Raw genomic sequence first — 18,619 nt, forward strand, 5'->3', positions numbered from 1 at the left:
CGTGTTTGCCTCCCGCTCCGATCGATCAGTCCCGCTCATGCAAGGGTGAGGACTTCGCCGTTGTTCCCGGCCGGGCGCCGCAAAAGGGTGGAGGCATGCCCTCCACCACCTCCGCCGCCACAGCCGTACCGGCGACCGGCTCCGTCCGACCGCGCCCTTGGGCCGCCGTCCTGGTCCTCGCCGCCGCCACGTTCTCCGTCGTCACCACCGAGATGCTCCCCGTGGGCCTGCTCACCCCGCTCGCCGACGGCCTGCGGGTCTCCGCCGGAACCGCCGGACTCGCCGTCACCCTGCCCGGCCTGGTCGCCGCGGCGAGCGCGCCGCTGCTGCCGGTCGCCGCCCGCCGCGCCGACCGGCGCACGGTGCTGTGCGCCCTGCTGCTCCTGCTGACGGCCGCCAACCTGCTCTCCGCCCTCGCCCCGCACATCGCCGTCCTGCTGCTCGCCCGCGCCCTGGTCGGGGTGTGTATCGGCGGGGTGTGGGCGATCGCGGCCGGACTGGGCACCCGGCTGATGCCACCGCACCGGGCCGGCCGGGCGACCGCGCTGATCTTCAGCGGGATAGCGGTCGCCTCGGTGCTGGGCGTGCCGGCCGGCACTTTCCTCGGCTCGCTCGCGGGCTGGCGCTGGACCTTCGTGGCGCTGGCGGGCGTGACCCTGGCGGTGACGGCGGCCCTGTTCCTCGTCCTGCCGCCGCTCTCGCCCGACACGCCCGTCGGCCCCGGCACGTTCGCGCGGCTGCTGCGCACGCCCGGCGTCGGCCGGAGCCTGCTGGCGGTGGCGCTCCTGGTCACCGGCCACTTCGCGGCGTACACATACGTCCGCCCCGTGCTGGACCGGGTCCCGGACCTCGGCGCGGGGACGGTGAGCACCCTCCTCCTCGGCTACGGCCTGGCGGGCGTCGCCGGCACGTTCGCGGGCGGCGCACTGGCGGCCCGCGACCCCCGCAGGGCCCTGCTCCTCGTCGCGGCCGGACTCGGCACGGTGGTCCTGCTGCTGATCCCGGCGGCGGCTTCACCGGCGGCCTCCACGGCCCTGCTGGTCCTGTGGGGCCTGGACTACGGAGGCGTCTCGGTCTCCGCCCAGAGCCGGCTGTCGGCCGCGGCGCCCGGGGCGCGGGAAGCGGGGTCGGCGCTCTTCGCGGGAATCTTCAACACGGCCATCGCGCTGGGGGCGTTCACCGGCGGCCGGACGGCGGACGCGCTGGGGCCCACGGCGGTGCTGGGCGTGGGCGGCGCACTGGCACTGCTGGCCGTGCCGGTCGTGCTGAGCGCGGGAACGCGACGTCCGGATCCCGCCGGTGGCGCGGCGCCACGCGAGCGAGCCTGAAGAGCATGACAACGACAACGACAACGCCAGCCACAGACACGGTGACGACGACGGCGGCACGGACGACGACGGCGACCCCGTACACAGCCCGCCCCATCGCCCCGCCCGCGCTGGGGGAACTCCGCGTGACGGACGACGCCGGCCGCCCGACGGTGCCGTTCCCCGACACCGAGGGCGGCGCCCCCCTCCGCTGCTGCCTGCGCCGCAGCGCACCGGGCGAACGCATCGCCCTGGTGTCCTACGCCCCGCTGCGCCGCTGGGCGGCGGAGACGGGCGCCGCCCCGGGCGCCTACGACGAACAGGGCCCGGTCTTCATCCACGCGGAGGACTGCGAGGGGCCGGACATCGACACCCTCCCCTTCACCGACAGCCACCGCACGCTCCGCCGCTACTCGGCCGAGGGGCACATCCTGGGCGGACGGCTGGTCGAAGGATCCGCCGCCGCCTTCCCACAAGCCCTCACGGAAGCATTCGACGACCCGGCCGTGGCACTGGTCCACGTCCGGGCCGTCGAGTACGGCTGTTTCCTCTACGAGGTGCGCAGGGGAAACGAGGTGCGCAGGGGGTTCGAGGAGGGCAGGGGCTAGCCCTTCAGCTCCGCCGCCACCAGCTCCGCGATCTGGACCGCGTTCAGCGCGGCGCCCTTGCGGAGGTTGTCGTTGGAGACGAAGAGTGCCAGGCCGTTGTCCACCGTCTCGTCGCGGCGGATGCGGCCGACGTAGGACGGGTCCTTGCCGGCGGCCTGGAGGGGGGTGGGGATGTCGGTGACGACGACGCCCGGGGCGTCCGCCAGCAGCTCGGTCGCGCGCTCGGGGCTGATCGGCCGGGCGAAGCGGGCGTTGATCTGGAGGGAGTGGCCGGAGAAGACCGGGACGCGCACGCAGGTGCCGGAGACCTTCAGCTCGGGGATCTCCAGGATCTTGCGGGACTCGTTGCGGAGCTTCTGCTCCTCGTCGGTCTCGTTCAGGCCGTCGTCGACGATGTTGCCCGCGAGCGGCAGCACGTTGAAGGCGATGGGGCGCTTGTAGACGCCCGGCTCGGGGAAGTCGACCGCTTCACCGTCGTGGGTGAGCTTCTCGGCGTCGGCGACGACCTTCTGCGTCTGGCCGTGCAGCTCGGCCACGCCCGCGAGGCCGGAGCCGGAGACCGCCTGGTACGTGGCGACGACCAGGGCCTCCAGGCCCGCCTCGTCGTGCAGCGGACGCAGGACCGGCATCGCGGCCATGGTCGTGCAGTTCGGGTTCGCGATGATGCCCTTGGGGCGGTTCTTGATCGCGTGCGGGTTGACCTCGGAGACGACGAGGGGCACCTCGGGGTGCTTGCGCCACGCGGAGGAGTTGTCGATCACCACGGCACCCTGGGAGGCGACCTTTTCGGCCAGTGCCTTGGACGTGGCACCGCCCGCGGAGAACAGCACGATGTCCAGGCCGGTGTAGTCGGCGGTGGAGGCGTCCTCCACCGTCACGCCGTCCAGCTCCGACCCCGCGGAACGGGCCGAGGCGAACAGGCGCAGCTCGGTGACCGGGAAGTTCCGCTCCGCCAGGATCCTGCGCATGACCGTGCCCACCTGTCCGGTGGCTCCGACGATTCCGACCCTCACGGTGACTCCCTCTCCTGCGTCTCTTCACGTACTCGTTGCTTGGCCGAGGCTTTTCCATCATGCGGCCGACCACGGCCCGCCTGTCCACTTCTTTCCCCGGTCTGCCCGGGGAGTGGGACGGCTCGTCCCACTCCATGGTTGCGGACCTGCGGTGTCGACCCCGCTGAGCTGGAGGAATTCGTTCGGCAGGGGTCGTGCGCCGCAAGCTCGCCTGCCCATGCCGGTCCCGGCCACACGGAAGTGTGATGTACGCCTCGGCGGACCGGGACGGGACTCGGGCCGCCCGTGACCGGGTCCCGGCGGACCGCGACGGGGGCCGCCGGAACTCGGCGGAAAGACCACCGAACGTTCCGGGCCGTCCCGGCGTCGTAGGAGGAACACGGCTAGGGGGGTGGCTTGTGCTGTTGCGCGGGAGGGCCCGGCGCGCCCGGGAGGCGCACGCCGGGTCCGGCGACGTTCCGCTGAGAAAGGGCGATCGCCGGAGGGAGGCCGATCCACTGGACGCGGCACAGGAGCGCCGGGTGCGGGCCGTGCTCGCGCTCGGCGGGGTGCCGCAGGCGGACCTGCCGGACGGGGTACAGCAGGTCCGCCTGCGGCTGCTGGAGCGGGCCGCGAGCGGCAGGGAGGCGCCGCGGGACGTCTCGGCATGGGCGGCGGTCGTCGCCTCCAACCTGGCGATGGACTGGCACCGGGCCAAGCGCCGCCAGGACCGGCTCGGGGAGCGGCTGGCCGCCCTGCGCCAGACGGAGCATCCCTCCGGCGAGGACAGCAGCGTGCTGTCCGTCGCCGTCGCCCAGGGCCTGGACGAGCTGCCCGACGCCCAGCGGCAGGTCGTCGTCCTGCGCTTCTACGCCGACCTGCCGGTCCGGTCCATCGCCGAGCAGCTCGGCGTCCCGGAGGGCACGGTCAAGAGCCGGCTGCACACCGCGGTACGGGCCCTGCGCGCCCGCCTGCACGAGGACGAGGTGGTGTGACGTGACCGCCCAACAGGACCAGGCCGGGCGCGACGGGACCGATGCGCTGATGGCGGCGATCACCGGCGAGGCGCCACCGCCGGAGGCTCGTGCGAGCGAGGACTTCATGGCCGGGTACCGGGCCGCGACCGCCGACGTGGGGGTGCTGCGCGAGCAGCTGGGCCTCATCGGCCACGCCCTCGCCGAGCCCCCGGAGGTGCCCGGGGCCGAGACCGGCGGCGGCGCCTCCGTGACGCCGCTGTCGGCGCGCCGTGAGCGGCCCGAGCCCTTGGCCGTGGCCGTGAAGGGCCTCGTCGCAGCCGTCGGGGCCAGTCTCGTGATCGGCATGGGCTGGCTCGTCGTCCACAGTGGCGACCTGAGCGCCGGGAGCGATCAGGGCGGGTCGTCCGCCGCCGACAGTTCCGCCGGGCGGCCGCACGCCGAAGCGGGCGCCAAGCTCGGCCACGCCGGGTATCTGGCCTGCGCCCGGTTGGTCGTCGAGGGCACCGTCGCCGAGGTCGAGGCGGTCCCCGGTACCGGCCAGGACCGGATCACCCTGGACGTGACGCGCTACTACAAGCCCGACAAGGGCCGGGCACGGATCACCTTCCCCTTGGAGACCGGCTCCGAGCCCTCCCTCCGGGCCGGTGACCACATGCTCGTCGGTGTCTCCGGCGACCAGGCCCACCCGGACATGTGGGCGACGGGGGAGAAGGAGATCGCCCGCGACCGGGCGTGGATCACCGACGCGCTGCCCGCCTCGCGAACCGTTCCGTGCCCGTGAGGAGCGACAGGAAGGGCGGGCGCCCCTGCCGGTGAGGAGCGACAGGAAGGGCGGGCGCCCCTGCCGGTGAGGAGCAGCAAGAGGGGCGGGCGCCCCTACGGACGCCCGCCCCACCGATGCCGCGTTGCCGTTACGGCAGAACCTTCTCGATCTTCACGCTGCCCAGGCCCGCGACCGTGCCGCGCGCGTTGACCAGCTGGACCTGGCCGAAGAACTCACGCCCCTCGGGAGCGGCCGCCGCGGCGGTGACGCTGCCCGAGACCGTCGCGGTCCCGCCCGTGCCGAGCTTCACCGGAGCCGACCCGTCGACGGTGACGCTGCCGAGGGAGGGGGAGAAGAACACGTCCTGGTAGTCGTACTCCGTGGTGCCGGCCGGCACCGAGTAGCCGACGACCTCGATCGAGTACTTCCCGGCGGCCGGGGAGGGGATGGAGACCGACTCCTCCGAGTCGCCGTCGGCGGAGCTGCCGACCTGCGTGCCCGACGCGTCGTACACGGCGAGGTCCAGGTCCGCGGCGTTGTCCGAGACACCGCCGATGGCGACGTCCAGCGACTTGGCGCCCGCGGGCACCTCGACCGTCGTGGTCTGCTTCTCGCCCTGCTTGATCGAGGGGCGGGCCACCTTGGCCGAGCCGAGCGGGCCGCCGACCAGCTTGCCGTCGAGCGCGGCGAAGCCGTTGGTGACCTTCCAGGAGGCGGCGGCCGGGGTGCCGGCCTTCGCCTCGGGCACGGTCACGGTCTCCGGGTCGAAGGCCGCGCCGAGCACGGCGACGTCCAGCTTGTACGGGTTGTCCAGCAGCGGCGACGTACGGCGCGACTCGACCTCGATCTCCCAGACGCCCGGCTGCGGGTCGGCGTAGGAACGCACGTCCGGGCGGCAGGTGTTGGCCGGGTTGTCGTAGTTCGGGTAGCAGTTGACCGTCGACGACGGGTCCGACGGCGTGCCGTACGGGTGGATGGAGATGAACCGGGTCTGGCTCTTGTCCTTCAGCCCGCCCATCGCGACCTCGAGGGTCTTGGCACCCTCGGGAACGGTGACGAAGTGGTGCTGCGTGCTGTTGCGCTGCACCGAGTCCGACGCGGAGAAGGTGTACTTCAGCGGCGCGGAGACCACGACCGTGCTGAGGACCTGCTCGTCGATGCCCTCGGTCTTCGGGTCGTCGACCTCCAGGATCGCGCTCTTGAGGCCCGCGGACTTCGGCGCGGCCTGGACCTTGACGGTCACCGGCTGGTTCAGCGGCAGCTTCACCTCGTCGGAGCCGACGATGCGGAACGTGCCGCCCGCGTTGTTCTCGAAGTGCAGCTCGTGCCGGATCGCCTTGTCGGCGCCGGACGTACGGGTCAGGGTGATCTCGTACGTCTTCTTCTGCCCGGCCTTCAGGCCGCCCTCACGGTCGTACAGGCCCGTGCCGAAGCCCGGGGTCTTCAGGAACTGGTCCATCGCGGTGTCGACCGGCGCCTTGACCGCGTAGGTGTGGGCGGTCGCGTCGTCGCGGATCGAGTCCCAGGCGTCGGGGATGTTCATGAGGCCCACGCCCTCCTCGTACGCCTGCACACCCTTGATGTGGTCGGCGGTGGAGGTGAGGGCCGTGCGCAGGGTCGCCGGCGTGAGGTCGATCTTCTTCTGCTTGGCGGCCGACACCAGCAGCGCCGCGGCGCCCGTGGCCTGCGGGGAGGCCATCGAGGTGCCCTGGAGCATCGAGTAACCGGCCGGCAGGGTGTAGCCCGCCTCGGCGACCGGGGATCCCGGCAGCCAGGTCTGCGTGGTGTTGATCGCCGCACCCGGGGCGACCAGGGTCGGCGTGAAGCCGCCGTCCTCACGCGGGCCGCGCGAGGAGAACGGCATCATCGCGTACTTCTTCTCCACGACCGAGCCGTAGTTGGCGGCCCAGGTCTCCTTGGAGACGGACGCGCCGACCGAGATGACCTTGTCGGCCAGGGCCGGGTCGCCGATGGTGTTGGCGCCGGGGCCGGAGTTGCCCGCGGAGATCACCAGCTGGACGCCGTAGGTGTCGATGAGACGCGTGTACAGCTCGGCGCGCGCGTTGTTGCCGTCGTTCAGCGCCGGCAGGCCGCCGATGGACATGTTGACGATGTCGACGCCCCGCTTGGTGACGAGGTCGATCATGCCCTCGGTGAGCGCCACGTTGGTGCAGCCGCCGGACCAGGTGCAGGCGCGCGAGGAGACCAGCTTGGCGCCCGGAGCGGCGCCGTTCATCTTCCCGCCGAACAGGCCGTTGGCGGCGGTGATGCCGGCGACGTGCGTGCCGTGCTCGGACTCGATGACGCCGATGTTCACGAAGTCGGACTTCTTGCCGACCCAGGAGCCGCCCAGCGGGTCCATGGGCACGTCCTTGCGGATCTCCACGACGAACGGCTGCCGCTCGGCGACGTCGGTCTTCGGGTCGTCGGTGCCGAAGTACCCGACCTGTTGGCCGTCCTTGTACGGCTTCATCGGGGCGTCGTCGGAGAAGTCGTTGTTGTTGTTCAGGTCGACCCGGACCGTGCCGGTCTTGGCGTCGTACAGCACGCCCCAGGCGTCGGTGGTGTCGCCGTCGCGGTTGGCGTCGCCCTTGGCGTCGCCGCCGGCGGTGTACGACTCCTTGAAGAGGCTGACGGCGTAGGAGCCCGCCGGCGCCTTGAACGACTGGCCCTGGTAGGTGAAGGCCGGGCCGGACACGGCCGTGACCATCGGGCGCCAGGTGTTGTCGTTGTCGATGATCGGGTCGGTGGCCGTCACCCAGTCGACGATCTTCCGCTCACCGGTCGTCGTCTTCTGCAGCGCGGGGTGGCCGAGGTCCACGCCGGAGTCCAGGACGCCGATGGTGACACCGCGGCCGTCGGCCTTCGGGTGGTCCTCGACGAAGTCGACCGCACCCGTCTCGAACGACGGGTTGTACGGGTTCTCGGCCGGGGTGTTCTTCCCCGGTGCCGGGTACGTGCCCTTCGCGGCCTTCGCACCCTTGGCCGTGTCCGCGCTCGGCGTCGGGTCGTCCAGCGGGATCTCCTCGCGCAGGTCGATGCCGTGCACGGAGGACAGCTTCGCGGCGGCGGCGATCGCCGAGTCCGCCTTGGCCGTCGGGACGGTGGCCCGTACGTAGCCCAGCTTGTCGTCGGCCCGGCCCACCGAGCCACCCTTGACCGCGTCCAGCTGCCCGGCGACCTGCTCGGTCTTGCCGGGCGCGGTGGCGATCATCATGGTGACGGTCTTGTCACCGTCGGCCTTGGCCTCCGCGAGCAGATCCGCGTCGTCCGAGCCGAGCTTGGCGTGCGCGGACTTGACGCCCGGGTCGGCGGTGGCGTCCGCGCCCGGCCCGTCGGCGGAGAAGGCCAGCGGGATCGGCCCGGCCGCGGAGAGCGCGGCCACGAGACCGGCGGCCACGGCGATGCGGGCCACACGTCTCGGGCCCGATATCTGATCGCGCGGGGTGGGAGGGGTCATCGGCATCCCTTGTAGGTAAAGGAACGAGCGGGAAACGACCGGGGCCGATCGGCCCTGGTCGCACAGGGTCCGAACGGCAGGCCCGGACGATCGCACAGCTTTACGCAAGGTGAAGTCCTTTGGGGAGGGTTGACCCAAACGAAATGGATGTATGGGGAAAACCCGCGATGCGATTTGTGAGCATCAGTCCCGAAGGTGGGGAAGAAATCGGTTAACGTCCCCAAGTGAGACAGAAGTTGAGGGTGGCGGCCTACGCCATATGCGTCCGGGACGGACAGATCCTCCTCGCCCGCTCGCCCGCCTGGGACGGCACGCTCGAATGGGTCGTGCCGGGCGGCGGCATGGAGCACGGCGAGGATCCCTACGACACCGTCCGGCGGGAGGTGGAGGAGGAGACCGGGTACCGCATCGAGGTGACCGGGCTGCTCGGCGTGAACTCCTCGCACCGCGTCTTCCGCGAAGGCTTCGGGCCCCCCGTCGACCATCACGGCGTCCGGCTCGTCTACGAGGGCCGGATCATCGGCGGCGAACTGCGCAACGAGGTGAACGGCTCCACCGACCTCGCCGCCTGGCACGACCTGGACGCGGTCCCCGGGCTGGTGCGGATCTCGATGGTCGACATCGCGCTGCGGATGTGGCGCGAACGCCCGGCCACCGGACGGCTGACGGACGCCCTGGAGTAGGTGCAGTACCCCGGAAGATGAACGCCGCGTGACCGGCTCCGGGCCGTGTCCGGAGCAGGCGGCGACGCGCAGGGCAGTCCAAGATCGACGTACGGTGATCGGCGCTGCGCGTTGCCGCCTCGTTTACGCACAGGTCATTCCCGCTGCCAACGATCCAGTACGAGCGGGGTGTTCACGTCGTGAAGGCCCCGCGACCACTGCCGACGCGTTCGCACTCGGGGAGAGAAGCGCATGTCGCGCACACGCTCAGTCGCCGGCTACGGCCAGAACATCCACCGTCGTTCCGTCCTCGCCGCCACCGGCGCGGTCGCCCTGGCCGGGGGTGTCGGCTACGCGCTGAGGCCCAGCGAAAGCCAGGCCGCCACGGCCCAGGAGAGCACCGCGGCCGTGGCCGCGTCCTCACGTCAGGCGCCGGCCGCGCCCCTGGCCCCCTACACCAAGGGCACCACCGTGGCGTCCGTCGCCGCCCCGCGCGGCGGCTCCGGCTACCGGCGTCTGGGCGACGGGCCCGGCTGGCAGCGGGTCGTCCGCTCCGACCTGGCCGCGCCCAAGCCCGGCCGCGCCGGGCGCCGTACCGCGCTCGCCGCCTTCGTGCAGCTCACCGACCTGCACATCATCGATGCCCAGCACCCCCTGCGCCTGGAGTACCTGCGCTCCGCCGACATCCACGCCTGGCGGCCGCACGAGGCGCTGACCGTGCAGGGCGCGATCGCGCTCGTCGAGCGGATCAACGCGCTGCGCGGCGCCCCCGTCACCGGAGGCCCGCTGCACTTCGCCATGACCACCGGCGACAACACGGACAACAACGCCAAGTCCGAGCTGGACTGGTTCCTGAAGATCATGAGCGGCGGGCGCATCACGCCCAACACCGGAGACCCGCGCCGCTACGAAGGCGTCCAGAACAGCGGCCTCAAGCAGTACTGGCAGCCGGACGCCGCCGTCCGCGACAGCGACAAGCAGGCCGGCTTCCCCCACCTCGACGGCTTCCTGAAGGCCGCGATCCGTGAGGTGCGCAGCCCGGGCCTCAACCTGCCCTGGTACTCGACCGTCGGCAACCACGACTCCCTGCCGATGGGCTGCTACGGCTCGCAGAGCGACCCCTACCTCACCGAACTCGCCGTCGGCGGCAAGAAGCTGATGAACGTGTCCGCGGCCGAGGCGCGGCAGCTGCAGGCGCAGATCAAGCAGGCCACCGACCCCAAGGGCGTCCGCTACCACGACTTCCTGAAGTCCCACGCCCGCTCCATGCGGCCGGTCACCCCCGACGACAGGCGCGCCCCCTTCACCCCGGCCGAGTACGTCGAGGCGCACCTGGACCCGGCCCACCGCGGCCTCGGCCCCGCCGGACACGGCTACTCCTCCGCCAACCTGGACGCGGGCACCCAGTACTACGCCTTCCGCATCTCCGACGACGTGATCGGCATCAGCCTGGACACCACCGACTCCGGCGGCCACTACGAGGGGTCCATCGGCACGGCCCAGCTGAAGTGGCTCGACAAGACACTGCGGGACAACAAGGACTCCTACGCGGTGATCTTCAGCCATCACACCAGCAAGACGATGACCAACCTCCGCAACGACCCGGCGAGGCCGAACGAGCGCCGCCACAACGGCCAGGAGGTCCTCACCCTGCTCGGCGGCCACCCCAGGGTGCTCGCCTGGGTGAACGGGCACATCCACAAGAACGTCATCACCCCGCACGCCCTGGCGAGCGGCGGCTCCTTCTGGGAGATCTCCACGGCCTCCCACGTCGACTTCCCGCAGCTCGCCCGGATCGTCGAGCTGGCCGACAACAAGGACGGCACGATCTCCCTGTTCACGACGCTCGTGGAGTCCTCGGCCCCGCACCGCACGGACTTCTCCGACCTCTCCCAGACCGGCCTCGCGGCGCTCTACCGCGAGCTGTCCCTCAACGCCCCCGGCGCGAGCACGACCCTCGGCGGCGACCCGGCGGACCGCAACACCGAGCTGGTGCTCAAGAAGGTCTGAAAGCCGCTCAACCGCCCGGCGCCGGTCAACCACCGCCGCGGCCGCCCGAGTCCCCTCTCCCGGCACGACTCGACATGACGTGACAGGGGGAAACGGGGACATGAACAGACGCGCGTTCACGACGGCCCTGACGGCGGCGACGGCGGTGGCACTGTCGGTGGCCCTCACGGCTCCGGCGGTGGCGGCGGGCCCGCCTGCCGCACCCGGCGGCCATGACCGGACCGAGCGGGCCGTCCGGGCGGCGGTCGCCGACGGGGTCCCGGGCGTGACGGTGACCGTCCGGCGGGGCCACGGCACCTGGGCGGCCACGGCCGGTGTGGGCGATCTGAGGACGGGCGCGCCGCGTTCGGCCCGGGACCACTACCGCATCGCCAGCATCACCAAGACGTTCGTCGCCACGGTCGTCCTCCAGCTGGAGGCGGAGGGGAGGCTGTCGCTCGACGACACCGTGGAGCACTGGCTGCCGGGCGCCGTGCGGGGCAACGGCCACGACGGCGGCCGCATCACGATCCGGCAGCTCCTGAACCACACCAGCGGCGTCTTCGACTACCTGGAGGATCCGGACTTCCAGCAGACCTACATGACCCCGGACGGCTTCATGAAGCACCGCTTCGACGAGGCGGCCCCCGAGGACATGCTCGCCGTCGCGATGAGGAACCGGCCGTACTTCGAGCCCGGAGCGTCGTTCGCGTACTCCAACACCAACTACCTCCTGGCCGCCCGGGTGATCGAGAAGGCCACCGGCAACGACTACGGCGACGAGATCGACCTTCGGATCATCGCCCCCCTGCACCTGACGTCCACATCGGTCCCCACCACCCGGGTGACGCTCCCCGGGCCCAGCAGCCGGGGTTACTCCAAGCTGTCCAGGGAGACGACGGGCCGGACGTACGACGTCACGGAGCTGAACGCGCGCATGGCCTACGGCTCGGGCCAGATGGTCTCCAGCTCGGCCGACCTGACCCGCTTCTACTCGGCCCTGCTCGGCGGCAGGCTGCTCCCGGCGGAACAGCTGAAGAAGATGAGGACGACGGTCCCCTCCAGCCGCGAAACCAGCCGCTACGGTCTCGGCCTGGTCGACCGCAGGCTCAGTTGCGGCGTCCATGTCTGGGGCCACGACGGGGGGATCTACGGCTCGAACTCGGACGCCGTGACCACCGGGAACGGCCGGCACTCCCTCGCGGTCAACTTCAACGGCGACTGGTCGGGAAGCACCGACGCGATCATCGAGGCGGAGTTCTGCGGCCGCTGAGGAGCTGAGCGGCGTACGGGGCGGGGACGGTGACGGTCCCCGCCCCGTACGCCGTGGTGCCGGTGCCGGTGTGGGAGCGAAGCGAGTGGGCGGTGATCGCCCTGTCCGGGCAACGCCGTTCGTATGCCGTCGAGTTGGTGAGCCCGGCCTGACCTGACGCCGTGGTGTACATCCGGTCTAGATCAGGCAAAGCCCATGGCCATGACACAGTTTGAAGTATCAAGCTCCTCTTCACATCAGTGACCTATCGATGGAGCTGTGATGAGGAGTGCCCGCTTCAGGACGAAGTCGGCCGCCTGCGCCCTGTCCTTCGCGGCCGTGGCGGCCGTGATGGCGACCGCCCAGCCGGCGAACGCGGCCGAGTTCGCCGTCACGGACAACTGTGACGTGCCATGGATCACCTGCTCCAACGGTGATCTGTGGCTCTTCTACAACTCGAAGGACATCGCCGTCCAGAACGGCGTCATCAAGTCCGCGTACACGACGTTCTACGGCGACGTGTCCGACCACTGGGGCACGAGCCAGTACCAGGGATCGTCCCTGACGACCTACCGGTACGTCTTCGGCAACGGCGGCAACGGCAACGGCCAGTACATGAAGAACAACGCGGCGTCCGTGCAGAACTGCGCCCCGGACGACAACTACCGCGTGTACTTCAACTCCGGCTACGGCGGCACCTCTCAGTACTTCGCGAAGAACAGCCCGTTCGGGGACTGCAACATCACGAACCTGATCTCCGCCCTGAAGAACAACAACGCTTCCTCCCACTTCGCATAAGAAGGATCCCGCGTGAAGCGCATCAAGCGGACAGCCCTCGCGGTCGCCCTGACCGCCTCGGCTCTCCTGGTCAGTGCCTGCTCTTCCGGCGCCGCCTCGGACACCACGGAGAACGCGGCCGACGGCAAACCGATCGTGAACAAGGCGAACTGGCCCGAGAAGGTTCCCACCACCGGCCTCACCAAGAACCTGACCCTGCCGCTGGAGGCGTACATGGCCTCCTACGAGGACCAGGTCACCCTCGAGCAGGCCGCCAGTGATCTCGAGCAGTCCTGCATGAAGGACTACGGGTTCGATCTGACGCTGCCGAGGGCAGGCGCCAACCCGCCGCCCAGCGACAACGATGCCAACATCGAACGCCGTTACGGCATCTCCGACCGGGCCCAGGCCGAGAAGTACGGCTACGAGCTCCCCCCGGCGCTGCGGGAGCACACCGAGCAGGCCATGCCGGATCTGCCCGGTGTCGAGGTCGAGGTCCTGACCGGCCACACCAAGCCCGAGGCTCCCGCGGCGGCCGAGGCGGGTCAGCCGATCGCCGCCCCCGCCCGGGGAGTGAAGCCCGCCCGGGCGGAGTACAACGGGAAGGCGCTGAAGCAGGGCGGCTGCGTCGGCTGGTCCGAGGACCGGCTCGGTGTGAAGGAAGCCGACCCGACCCTCGTCGCGCAGCTCGCCGGAGACAGCCTCACGCAGTCGATGAAGGACGACAAGGTCGTCAAGGCCACCGCCGCGTGGTCTTCCTGCATGGCCGGCAAGGGGCACGCGGGACTCGCCGATCCGTACAAGGCGATGGACCAGGGCGTCACGGCGGACGGCGAGCCGACGAAGGAGTCCATCGCTCTGGCGGTCGACGACATCGACTGCAAGGAGCAGACCGACCTGGTGAAGATCTGGTTCGGGGTGGAGTCGGCGATCCAGAACCGGCAGATCGCCGACAGCCGGAGCCAGTTGACCGCCATCAAGCAGCAGCACGACACGGAGTTCGTGGCGGCGCGCAGGCAGATGGCAGCGTCCACGCGGTGAGCGACGGTCCGAACGTTCCGCAGGCGCCGGGGATTTTCGTCGACGACTTCACCCGCATCACCGACCGGTAACAGCAGACGAAGGGCAGCTTGCCGCAATGGCCGACGCAATGGTGCTCCAGGCCCAGAAATGGGTCAACGCCACCTGCAAGAACGTTTCCGGCTACAACCTTGTCACGGAAGACGGCAAGACCGGCTGGAACACCATGTATTCCCTGACTCGCGCGCTGCAACACGAACTCGGCATCACGGCGCTGTCCGACGCGTTCGGCCCGACGACGTTGTCGAAGCTGCAGGCCAAGGGCTCCATCAAGATCGGCGAGTCCAACGGGAACATCGTCAAGATCATCCAGTGCGGGATGTACTGCAAGGGCTACAGCGCGGGCGCCATCGACGGGCAGATGTCCCAGGCGACCCAGACCGGCATCAACACGATGATGCAGCACATGGGTCTTTCGCCCTTCTACATCGACGGCACCGTGCGCCCCAAGGTGTTCAAGGCCCTGCTGACCATGGACTCCTACATATTCCTCTCCGGCGGGCTGGAGCAGATCCGCTTCTTGCAGCAGTGGCTCAACGGCCGCTACTTCGAGAAGTCCACCTTCTTCATCGGACCGTGCGACGGCTTCTTCTCCCGGGACGCCCAGCAGGCGCTGATGAAGGGCATCCAGTACGAGTCGGGCATCCCCGAGGACCAGGCCACCGGTGTCTTCGGCCCCGCCACCGTCGCCGGGCTGAAGGCCCACACCCTCTCGGAGGGCGACACCGGCACGTGGGTGCAGCTCTTCGCCGGCGCGTGCGTGGCGAACGGCCCCTCCAACACGAGCGGTGACATCGCCACCTTCGGGAACATCTTCGACGCGGACCTCGCCGACTGGGTCAGGAAGTTCCAGAGCTTCTCCGCGATCAGTCAGACCGGCAAGGCCGACTTCGACACCTGGGCACAGCTGCTCGTCTCCTACGGGAACCCCGATCGCCCGGTCAACGCCTGTGACACCCGGTTCACCATCACCGCCCAGCGGGCAGCGGCCCTCTACGACGCCGGATATCGCGCAGTGGGCCGCTACCTGGACGAGCCGGCCGGAAGCACCCTGAACAAGGAGATCCAGCCGGGTGAGCTGGACGCGATCTTCTCCGCCGGGCTGAGCGTCATACCCATCTGGCAGTACGACGCCGGCAGTCTCGCGGACTTCAAGTACAGCAACGGCTACCGTCACGGCAGCCTGGCGCACGCCCGGGCCGAGGGGTACGGCTTCAACCGGAGCACGGTCATCTACTTCGCGGTCGACTACGACGCCACCGCGGCGGACATGGACCGGATCATCGACTACTTCTCCGGCGTGAACGACGCACTCAAGAGCAACGGCAGCAAGTACATATGCGGCGTCTACGGCTCACGGAACGTGTGCGCCAGCGTCTCCGGGGGCGCTTATGTGCCGTACGCGTACGTCTCCGGCATGTCCTACGGCTTCTCCGGCAACCTCGGCTTCCCGCTGCCGCAGAACTGGACGTTCAACCAGATCAAGGAATACGACTTCACCAGCGGTTCGGACAGCTTCGGACTGGACCGGGTGGCCCACCGCCCCGGGTCCGACTTCGGGCAGAAGTCGGTCGGCGACACGGGCGCCTCGCCGGTCGAAAGGTTCATCGCCTACGTCCAGTCGGTGTACGACGCCGCCGTCTCCTACGGCAAGGGCGATCCGAACGAACTCTCGTTGCAGTTCATGCGCTGGGACAAGTACACCGACTCCCGGTGGAGAGCGCTGTTCGGTGAGGTCGACGACGCGTTCATCACCTACGCCTCCGGCCGGGGGATCGGCCGGTCGAGGGACTACGCGTACGCGGACCCGTCGATGGGTGTCGTCGTCAACCCGGACCACCTGGTCGCGAGTGCCAGTGGGTACTTCCTGAAGGGGAACGCCGGCGTGGGCGAGGCGAACCGCGCCGAACTGGCGAGCTGGGGCGGGGACCTGCTCACGTTCTACGGCGAGTGGAGCCGCTCGGACAACGCGTCCCCCCTGGACTTCTGCCGCAAGACGCTGTGCCGGCCCGATGTCGCGTCCACGTTCGCGCTGGGCGACCTCATCGAGGACATCGACGGATTTCTGGTCGCCCAGCGCCTCAAGGACAACGGCGGCACGAACATCGTCGACGAACTGAAGAGAATCCTCATCGGGACAGGTCATCTGACACGCTTCAGCGACTTCAAGCTGTACCGGTTCGGTGGTGTCACGAGCAACATCGGAACGACCGCGAAGGCGTTCCTGGAGGACCAGATAGACGACACCCTGCTGTCTTCCACTCGCGCCCTCCTCATTCAGCGGAACTGCCCCCTGGGCAAGGAGCCGTGGAACGAGTCCGACTCCGTCATGAGCGAGTTCTACGCGGGTTTCACCGAGACGCTGCAGAATCTCATCGGCCAGCAGGTGGCCCGCCGTGCGAAGTTCCTCGCCGCGCAGAAGGCGGAAAAGGGGTAGGTGCACATGGTCCTGATCGGCGCGTTGCTCGTCGTGAGCGGGGTCACCGCGGTGGTGGGCGTCGTGGTGATCCTCATACTGCTGAGTCATCCGCCGCTGCCTCTGCCGAAGCTGTATGCGCTGATCGCCCTGATCCTTCTTTCCCTGGCGGTGGCGCTGTACTGCTACGGCTGGTTCTCGGTCAGCTTGGGCGGACCCTTCCCCGAGCTGTGCAAGAGCGAGAACGAGGCCGGAGCCGAACTGGCGGCGATCAGGCAGCAGTACTGGCCCCTTCGCAGTGCCTGCCTGTACTCCGACGGATCCACCGTGGAGTACGTCTCGATGTCGATCAACGTGGTCGTGTGCCTGTCGGCGGGTGTCGGTCTCGTCTCGGCCGGCACCTCCGTATTCCTGCGCAAGCGTGTCGGACAATCTTCTGGAGCTGCTTCATGAACGCCGAGTTCTCGCGCCGCACGGCGCTCAAACGCTTCACCGGTCTCGCGGCCGGAGCGGCACTGCTCACCACCGGGGAGGGCCTTCTCGCCCCTCTCACCGCCCAAGCCGCCGGCAACTCGTGGAAGAAGTCCAGATCGGCGAACGGCTGGGATGTCCTCCCCGGCTCCCCGGGCACCGCCACCTACGACATCCCGGGAACGAATCGCCGAGTCACCCTGCGAGAGGGGGATGTGGGGACCGTTCTGTCCTATGTGGCACAACGCTTCCACTACGACGTCGCCGAGCTCGAAGCGGGCCGCGGGCAGATCATCGGGTACAGCGACGCCCTGCACGTGGAGGCGGACTTCGAATCCAACCATCTGTCGGGCACGGCGCTGGCGCTGTACCCGGAGAGCTATCCGCTCGGCGTCACGGGCAACCTCTTCCCCTACCAGGTCACGGCGATCCGGGACATCCTCGCCGAGCTGCAGGGCGTCATCAGGTGGGGCGGCGACATGGAGCCGGCCAAGGAGTCGACCTTCTTCGTCGACGTCCCACCGGGTTCGGCGAAGCTCGCCCGGGTCGCGGAGACCCTCAGGGAATGGAGACTCACTCCCGGCAAGGGAGCCGGGACCCAGAACGTCGAAGACCCCGAGCGCATCACAGCGGCGAAGAAACTGGCGAGCAAGCAGGCGGCCTGACACAGGCACAGGCACGGGCACGGGCACGGGCACAGGCACGGGCACGGGCACCGGCACTGGCACCGGAGCAGGCACGGCCACAGGCGCAGGTGGCCGGGACGACCTTTCCCGGCCACCTGCGCTCCCCCCGGGGGTGCTGCCCCGGCCCCTCCTTACCGGGGCAGCACCACGACATACGCGGCCGGCTCGCGGTCGGCCGAGGCCATCAGGGCCGTGCGGATCACCGTCGCCTGCTGCTCCGGGGAGTCGCGGAGCTTCCTCGGCGTGATGTGGACGACCGTGATGCCCAGTCGCTCCAAGTGCTCGCGCTTGCGGGCGTACTCGGACCACAGGGCGTCGTCGTCCTGCCGGGGCGCCCGGGTGTCGAGTTCCACCGCCACCGCCTGGTCGGGCCAGTACGCGTCGAGTCCGCCGAGGTAGGGGCCGCCGGGCAGGCGCAGATCGACGTTCCAGACCGGGTCGGGCAGGCCGTACTCGGCGATCATGCGGTACAGGCGGTCCTCCGCGCGGGCCCGGCCCTCGGCGAGCAGGGACTCCACCGCGTCCACGACGTGCGGGCGGCTCAGCAGCCGGGCCTGGTTCAGCTCGCGGACCACCGCCGTCGGGTCGCAGTGGGCGCCGCGGACCGCCTCCGTGAGCAGCCGGCGCACGGCGACGGCGTCGGCGAGCTCGGCCACCGCGTCGGCCAGCGCGCGGGCCACCGGTGCCACCGGCACCCCCGTGACCTGTTCCGGGTCGGGCAGGGCCGGCGTACGGACGATGCGCGCGCAGCCCGTGGAACGCAACCGCCGCATCCGCGGCACCAGGACGTCGATCGCGTCCAGGGAGGGCAGCGGGGGAGTGGAGGAGAAGCCGTGCAACGTCAGCGCGGCCAGGCCGGTGATCATCACCTCGGGGTAGGCGGCGGCGTGCGGCCGGCTCGCGCCGGGCTGGGCCGGCACCCCGGAGCCGCGCTCCCGCGCCGCGTACATGAGCACCGCGTGCAGCCGCTCCTCGCTGGTCGGCGGACCCGGGTGGAGCAGGACGACGCCCGGCAGGAGCTGCTGCCAGGGTCCGCCCGCACGGCACTGCTCGTTCGTCTCGGCCGCGGAGACACCGTGCGCGCGGAGCTGGGCCGTCGTCAGCACGCGCGGGCGGCCACCGCCCGACAGGTCGTGCAGGGGGCGGGGGGAGAGCGGGGCGTTGTGGGTCATGACCCGC

General features: G+C 70.3%; 16 protein-coding genes. 13 read left to right on the top strand and 3 right to left on the bottom strand.

Annotation, left to right across the window (positions count from 1 at the left end; genetic code table 11):
* The first annotated feature begins 95 nt into the window (after window positions 1-95).
* Window positions 96-1,328: an MFS transporter gene (locus ACFCXS_RS08920; RefSeq protein ID WP_376642360.1), complete on the top strand. Its 1,233-nt coding sequence runs from the start codon at window positions 96-98 to the stop codon at window positions 1,326-1,328.
* A gap of 5 nt (window positions 1,329-1,333) precedes the next feature.
* Window positions 1,334-1,915, top strand: coding sequence for a DUF1203 domain-containing protein (locus ACFCXS_RS08925; RefSeq protein ID WP_376642361.1), 582 nt, complete (start codon window positions 1,334-1,336; stop codon window positions 1,913-1,915).
* On the opposite strand, the gene ACFCXS_RS08930 is transcribed toward ACFCXS_RS08925, so the two are convergent.
* The gene (locus ACFCXS_RS08930) at window positions 1,912-2,928 is read right to left on the bottom strand and encodes an aspartate-semialdehyde dehydrogenase (protein ID WP_376642362.1); all 1,017 of its coding nucleotides are present in this window, start codon (window positions 2,926-2,928) and stop codon (window positions 1,912-1,914) included. The two genes, ACFCXS_RS08925 and ACFCXS_RS08930, sit on opposite strands and share 4 nt — an antisense overlap.
* A 401-nt stretch (window positions 2,929-3,329) precedes the next feature.
* On the opposite strand from ACFCXS_RS08930, the gene ACFCXS_RS08935 reads away from it, so the two are divergent.
* Window positions 3,330-3,902: an RNA polymerase sigma factor gene (locus ACFCXS_RS08935; protein WP_376642424.1), complete on the top strand. Its 573-nt coding sequence runs from the start codon at window positions 3,330-3,332 to the stop codon at window positions 3,900-3,902.
* A 1-nt stretch (window position 3,903) separates the two neighbouring features.
* Window positions 3,904-4,665 carry a hypothetical protein gene (locus ACFCXS_RS08940; RefSeq protein WP_376642363.1) on the top strand — a complete coding sequence of 254 codons (762 nt, stop codon included), beginning with the start codon at window positions 3,904-3,906 and terminating at the stop codon, window positions 4,663-4,665.
* Between the two features lie 130 nt (window positions 4,666-4,795).
* Here the strand turns inward: ACFCXS_RS08940 and ACFCXS_RS08945 are convergent, their stop codons facing one another.
* Window positions 4,796-8,107: a S8 family serine peptidase gene (locus tag ACFCXS_RS08945; protein ID WP_376642364.1), complete on the bottom strand. Its 3,312-nt coding sequence runs from the start codon at window positions 8,105-8,107 to the stop codon at window positions 4,796-4,798.
* 224 nt (window positions 8,108-8,331) lie between these two features.
* Between ACFCXS_RS08945 and ACFCXS_RS08950 the strand changes: the two genes are divergently transcribed.
* The 9 genes from ACFCXS_RS08950 to ACFCXS_RS08990 all read left to right on the top strand — a co-directional run bounded on the left by ACFCXS_RS08950 (window position 8,332) and on the right by ACFCXS_RS08990 (window position 17,419).
* Complete coding sequence (locus tag ACFCXS_RS08950) at window positions 8,332-8,790, top strand: NUDIX hydrolase (protein ID WP_376642365.1); 459 nt, start codon at window positions 8,332-8,334, stop codon at window positions 8,788-8,790.
* 231 nt (window positions 8,791-9,021) lie between these two features.
* A complete protein-coding gene (locus ACFCXS_RS08955) occupies window positions 9,022-10,779 on the top strand; it encodes a TIGR03767 family metallophosphoesterase (protein WP_376642366.1) in 1,758 nt (585 codons plus the stop codon).
* Window positions 10,780-10,879: 100 nt separating this feature from the next.
* A complete protein-coding gene (locus tag ACFCXS_RS08960) occupies window positions 10,880-12,031 on the top strand; it encodes a serine hydrolase domain-containing protein (protein ID WP_376642367.1) in 1,152 nt (383 codons plus the stop codon).
* 29 nt (window positions 12,032-12,060) lie between these two features.
* A complete protein-coding gene (locus tag ACFCXS_RS08965; RefSeq protein ID WP_376642368.1) occupies window positions 12,061-12,183 on the top strand; it encodes a hypothetical protein in 123 nt (40 codons plus the stop codon).
* A 109-nt stretch (window positions 12,184-12,292) separates the two neighbouring features.
* Window positions 12,293-12,808, top strand: a complete 516-nt coding sequence (locus ACFCXS_RS08970; RefSeq protein ID WP_376642369.1) for a hypothetical protein — start codon at window positions 12,293-12,295, stop codon at window positions 12,806-12,808.
* Window positions 12,809-12,820: 12 nt separating this feature from the next.
* The gene (locus ACFCXS_RS08975; protein ID WP_376642370.1) at window positions 12,821-13,828 is read left to right on the top strand and encodes a hypothetical protein; all 1,008 of its coding nucleotides are present in this window, start codon (window positions 12,821-12,823) and stop codon (window positions 13,826-13,828) included.
* A 97-nt stretch (window positions 13,829-13,925) separates the two neighbouring features.
* Entirely contained in the window at window positions 13,926-16,304 is a 2,379-nt protein-coding gene (locus tag ACFCXS_RS08980; RefSeq protein WP_376642371.1) for a glycoside hydrolase domain-containing protein, read from the top strand.
* A 6-nt stretch (window positions 16,305-16,310) separates the two neighbouring features.
* A complete protein-coding gene (locus ACFCXS_RS08985) occupies window positions 16,311-16,736 on the top strand; it encodes a hypothetical protein (protein WP_376642372.1) in 426 nt (141 codons plus the stop codon).
* On the top strand, window positions 16,733-17,419 hold the full coding sequence (locus tag ACFCXS_RS08990; RefSeq protein WP_376642373.1) for a hypothetical protein: 687 nt from the start codon (window positions 16,733-16,735) through the stop codon (window positions 17,417-17,419). Before ACFCXS_RS08985 ends, ACFCXS_RS08990 begins: the two co-directional genes overlap by 4 nt.
* Window positions 17,420-17,571: 152 nt before the next feature.
* Here ACFCXS_RS08990 and ACFCXS_RS08995 read toward each other — a convergent pair whose 3' ends face one another.
* On the bottom strand, window positions 17,572-18,612 hold the full coding sequence (locus ACFCXS_RS08995) for a hypothetical protein (protein ID WP_376642375.1): 1,041 nt from the start codon (window positions 18,610-18,612) through the stop codon (window positions 17,572-17,574).
* Between the last annotated feature and the right edge of the window lie 7 nt (window positions 18,613-18,619).

Source organism: Streptomyces sp. NPDC056373 (assembly GCF_042262425.1).
In the GTDB taxonomy this organism is placed as follows: Bacteria; Actinomycetota; Actinomycetes; order Streptomycetales; family Streptomycetaceae; genus Streptomyces.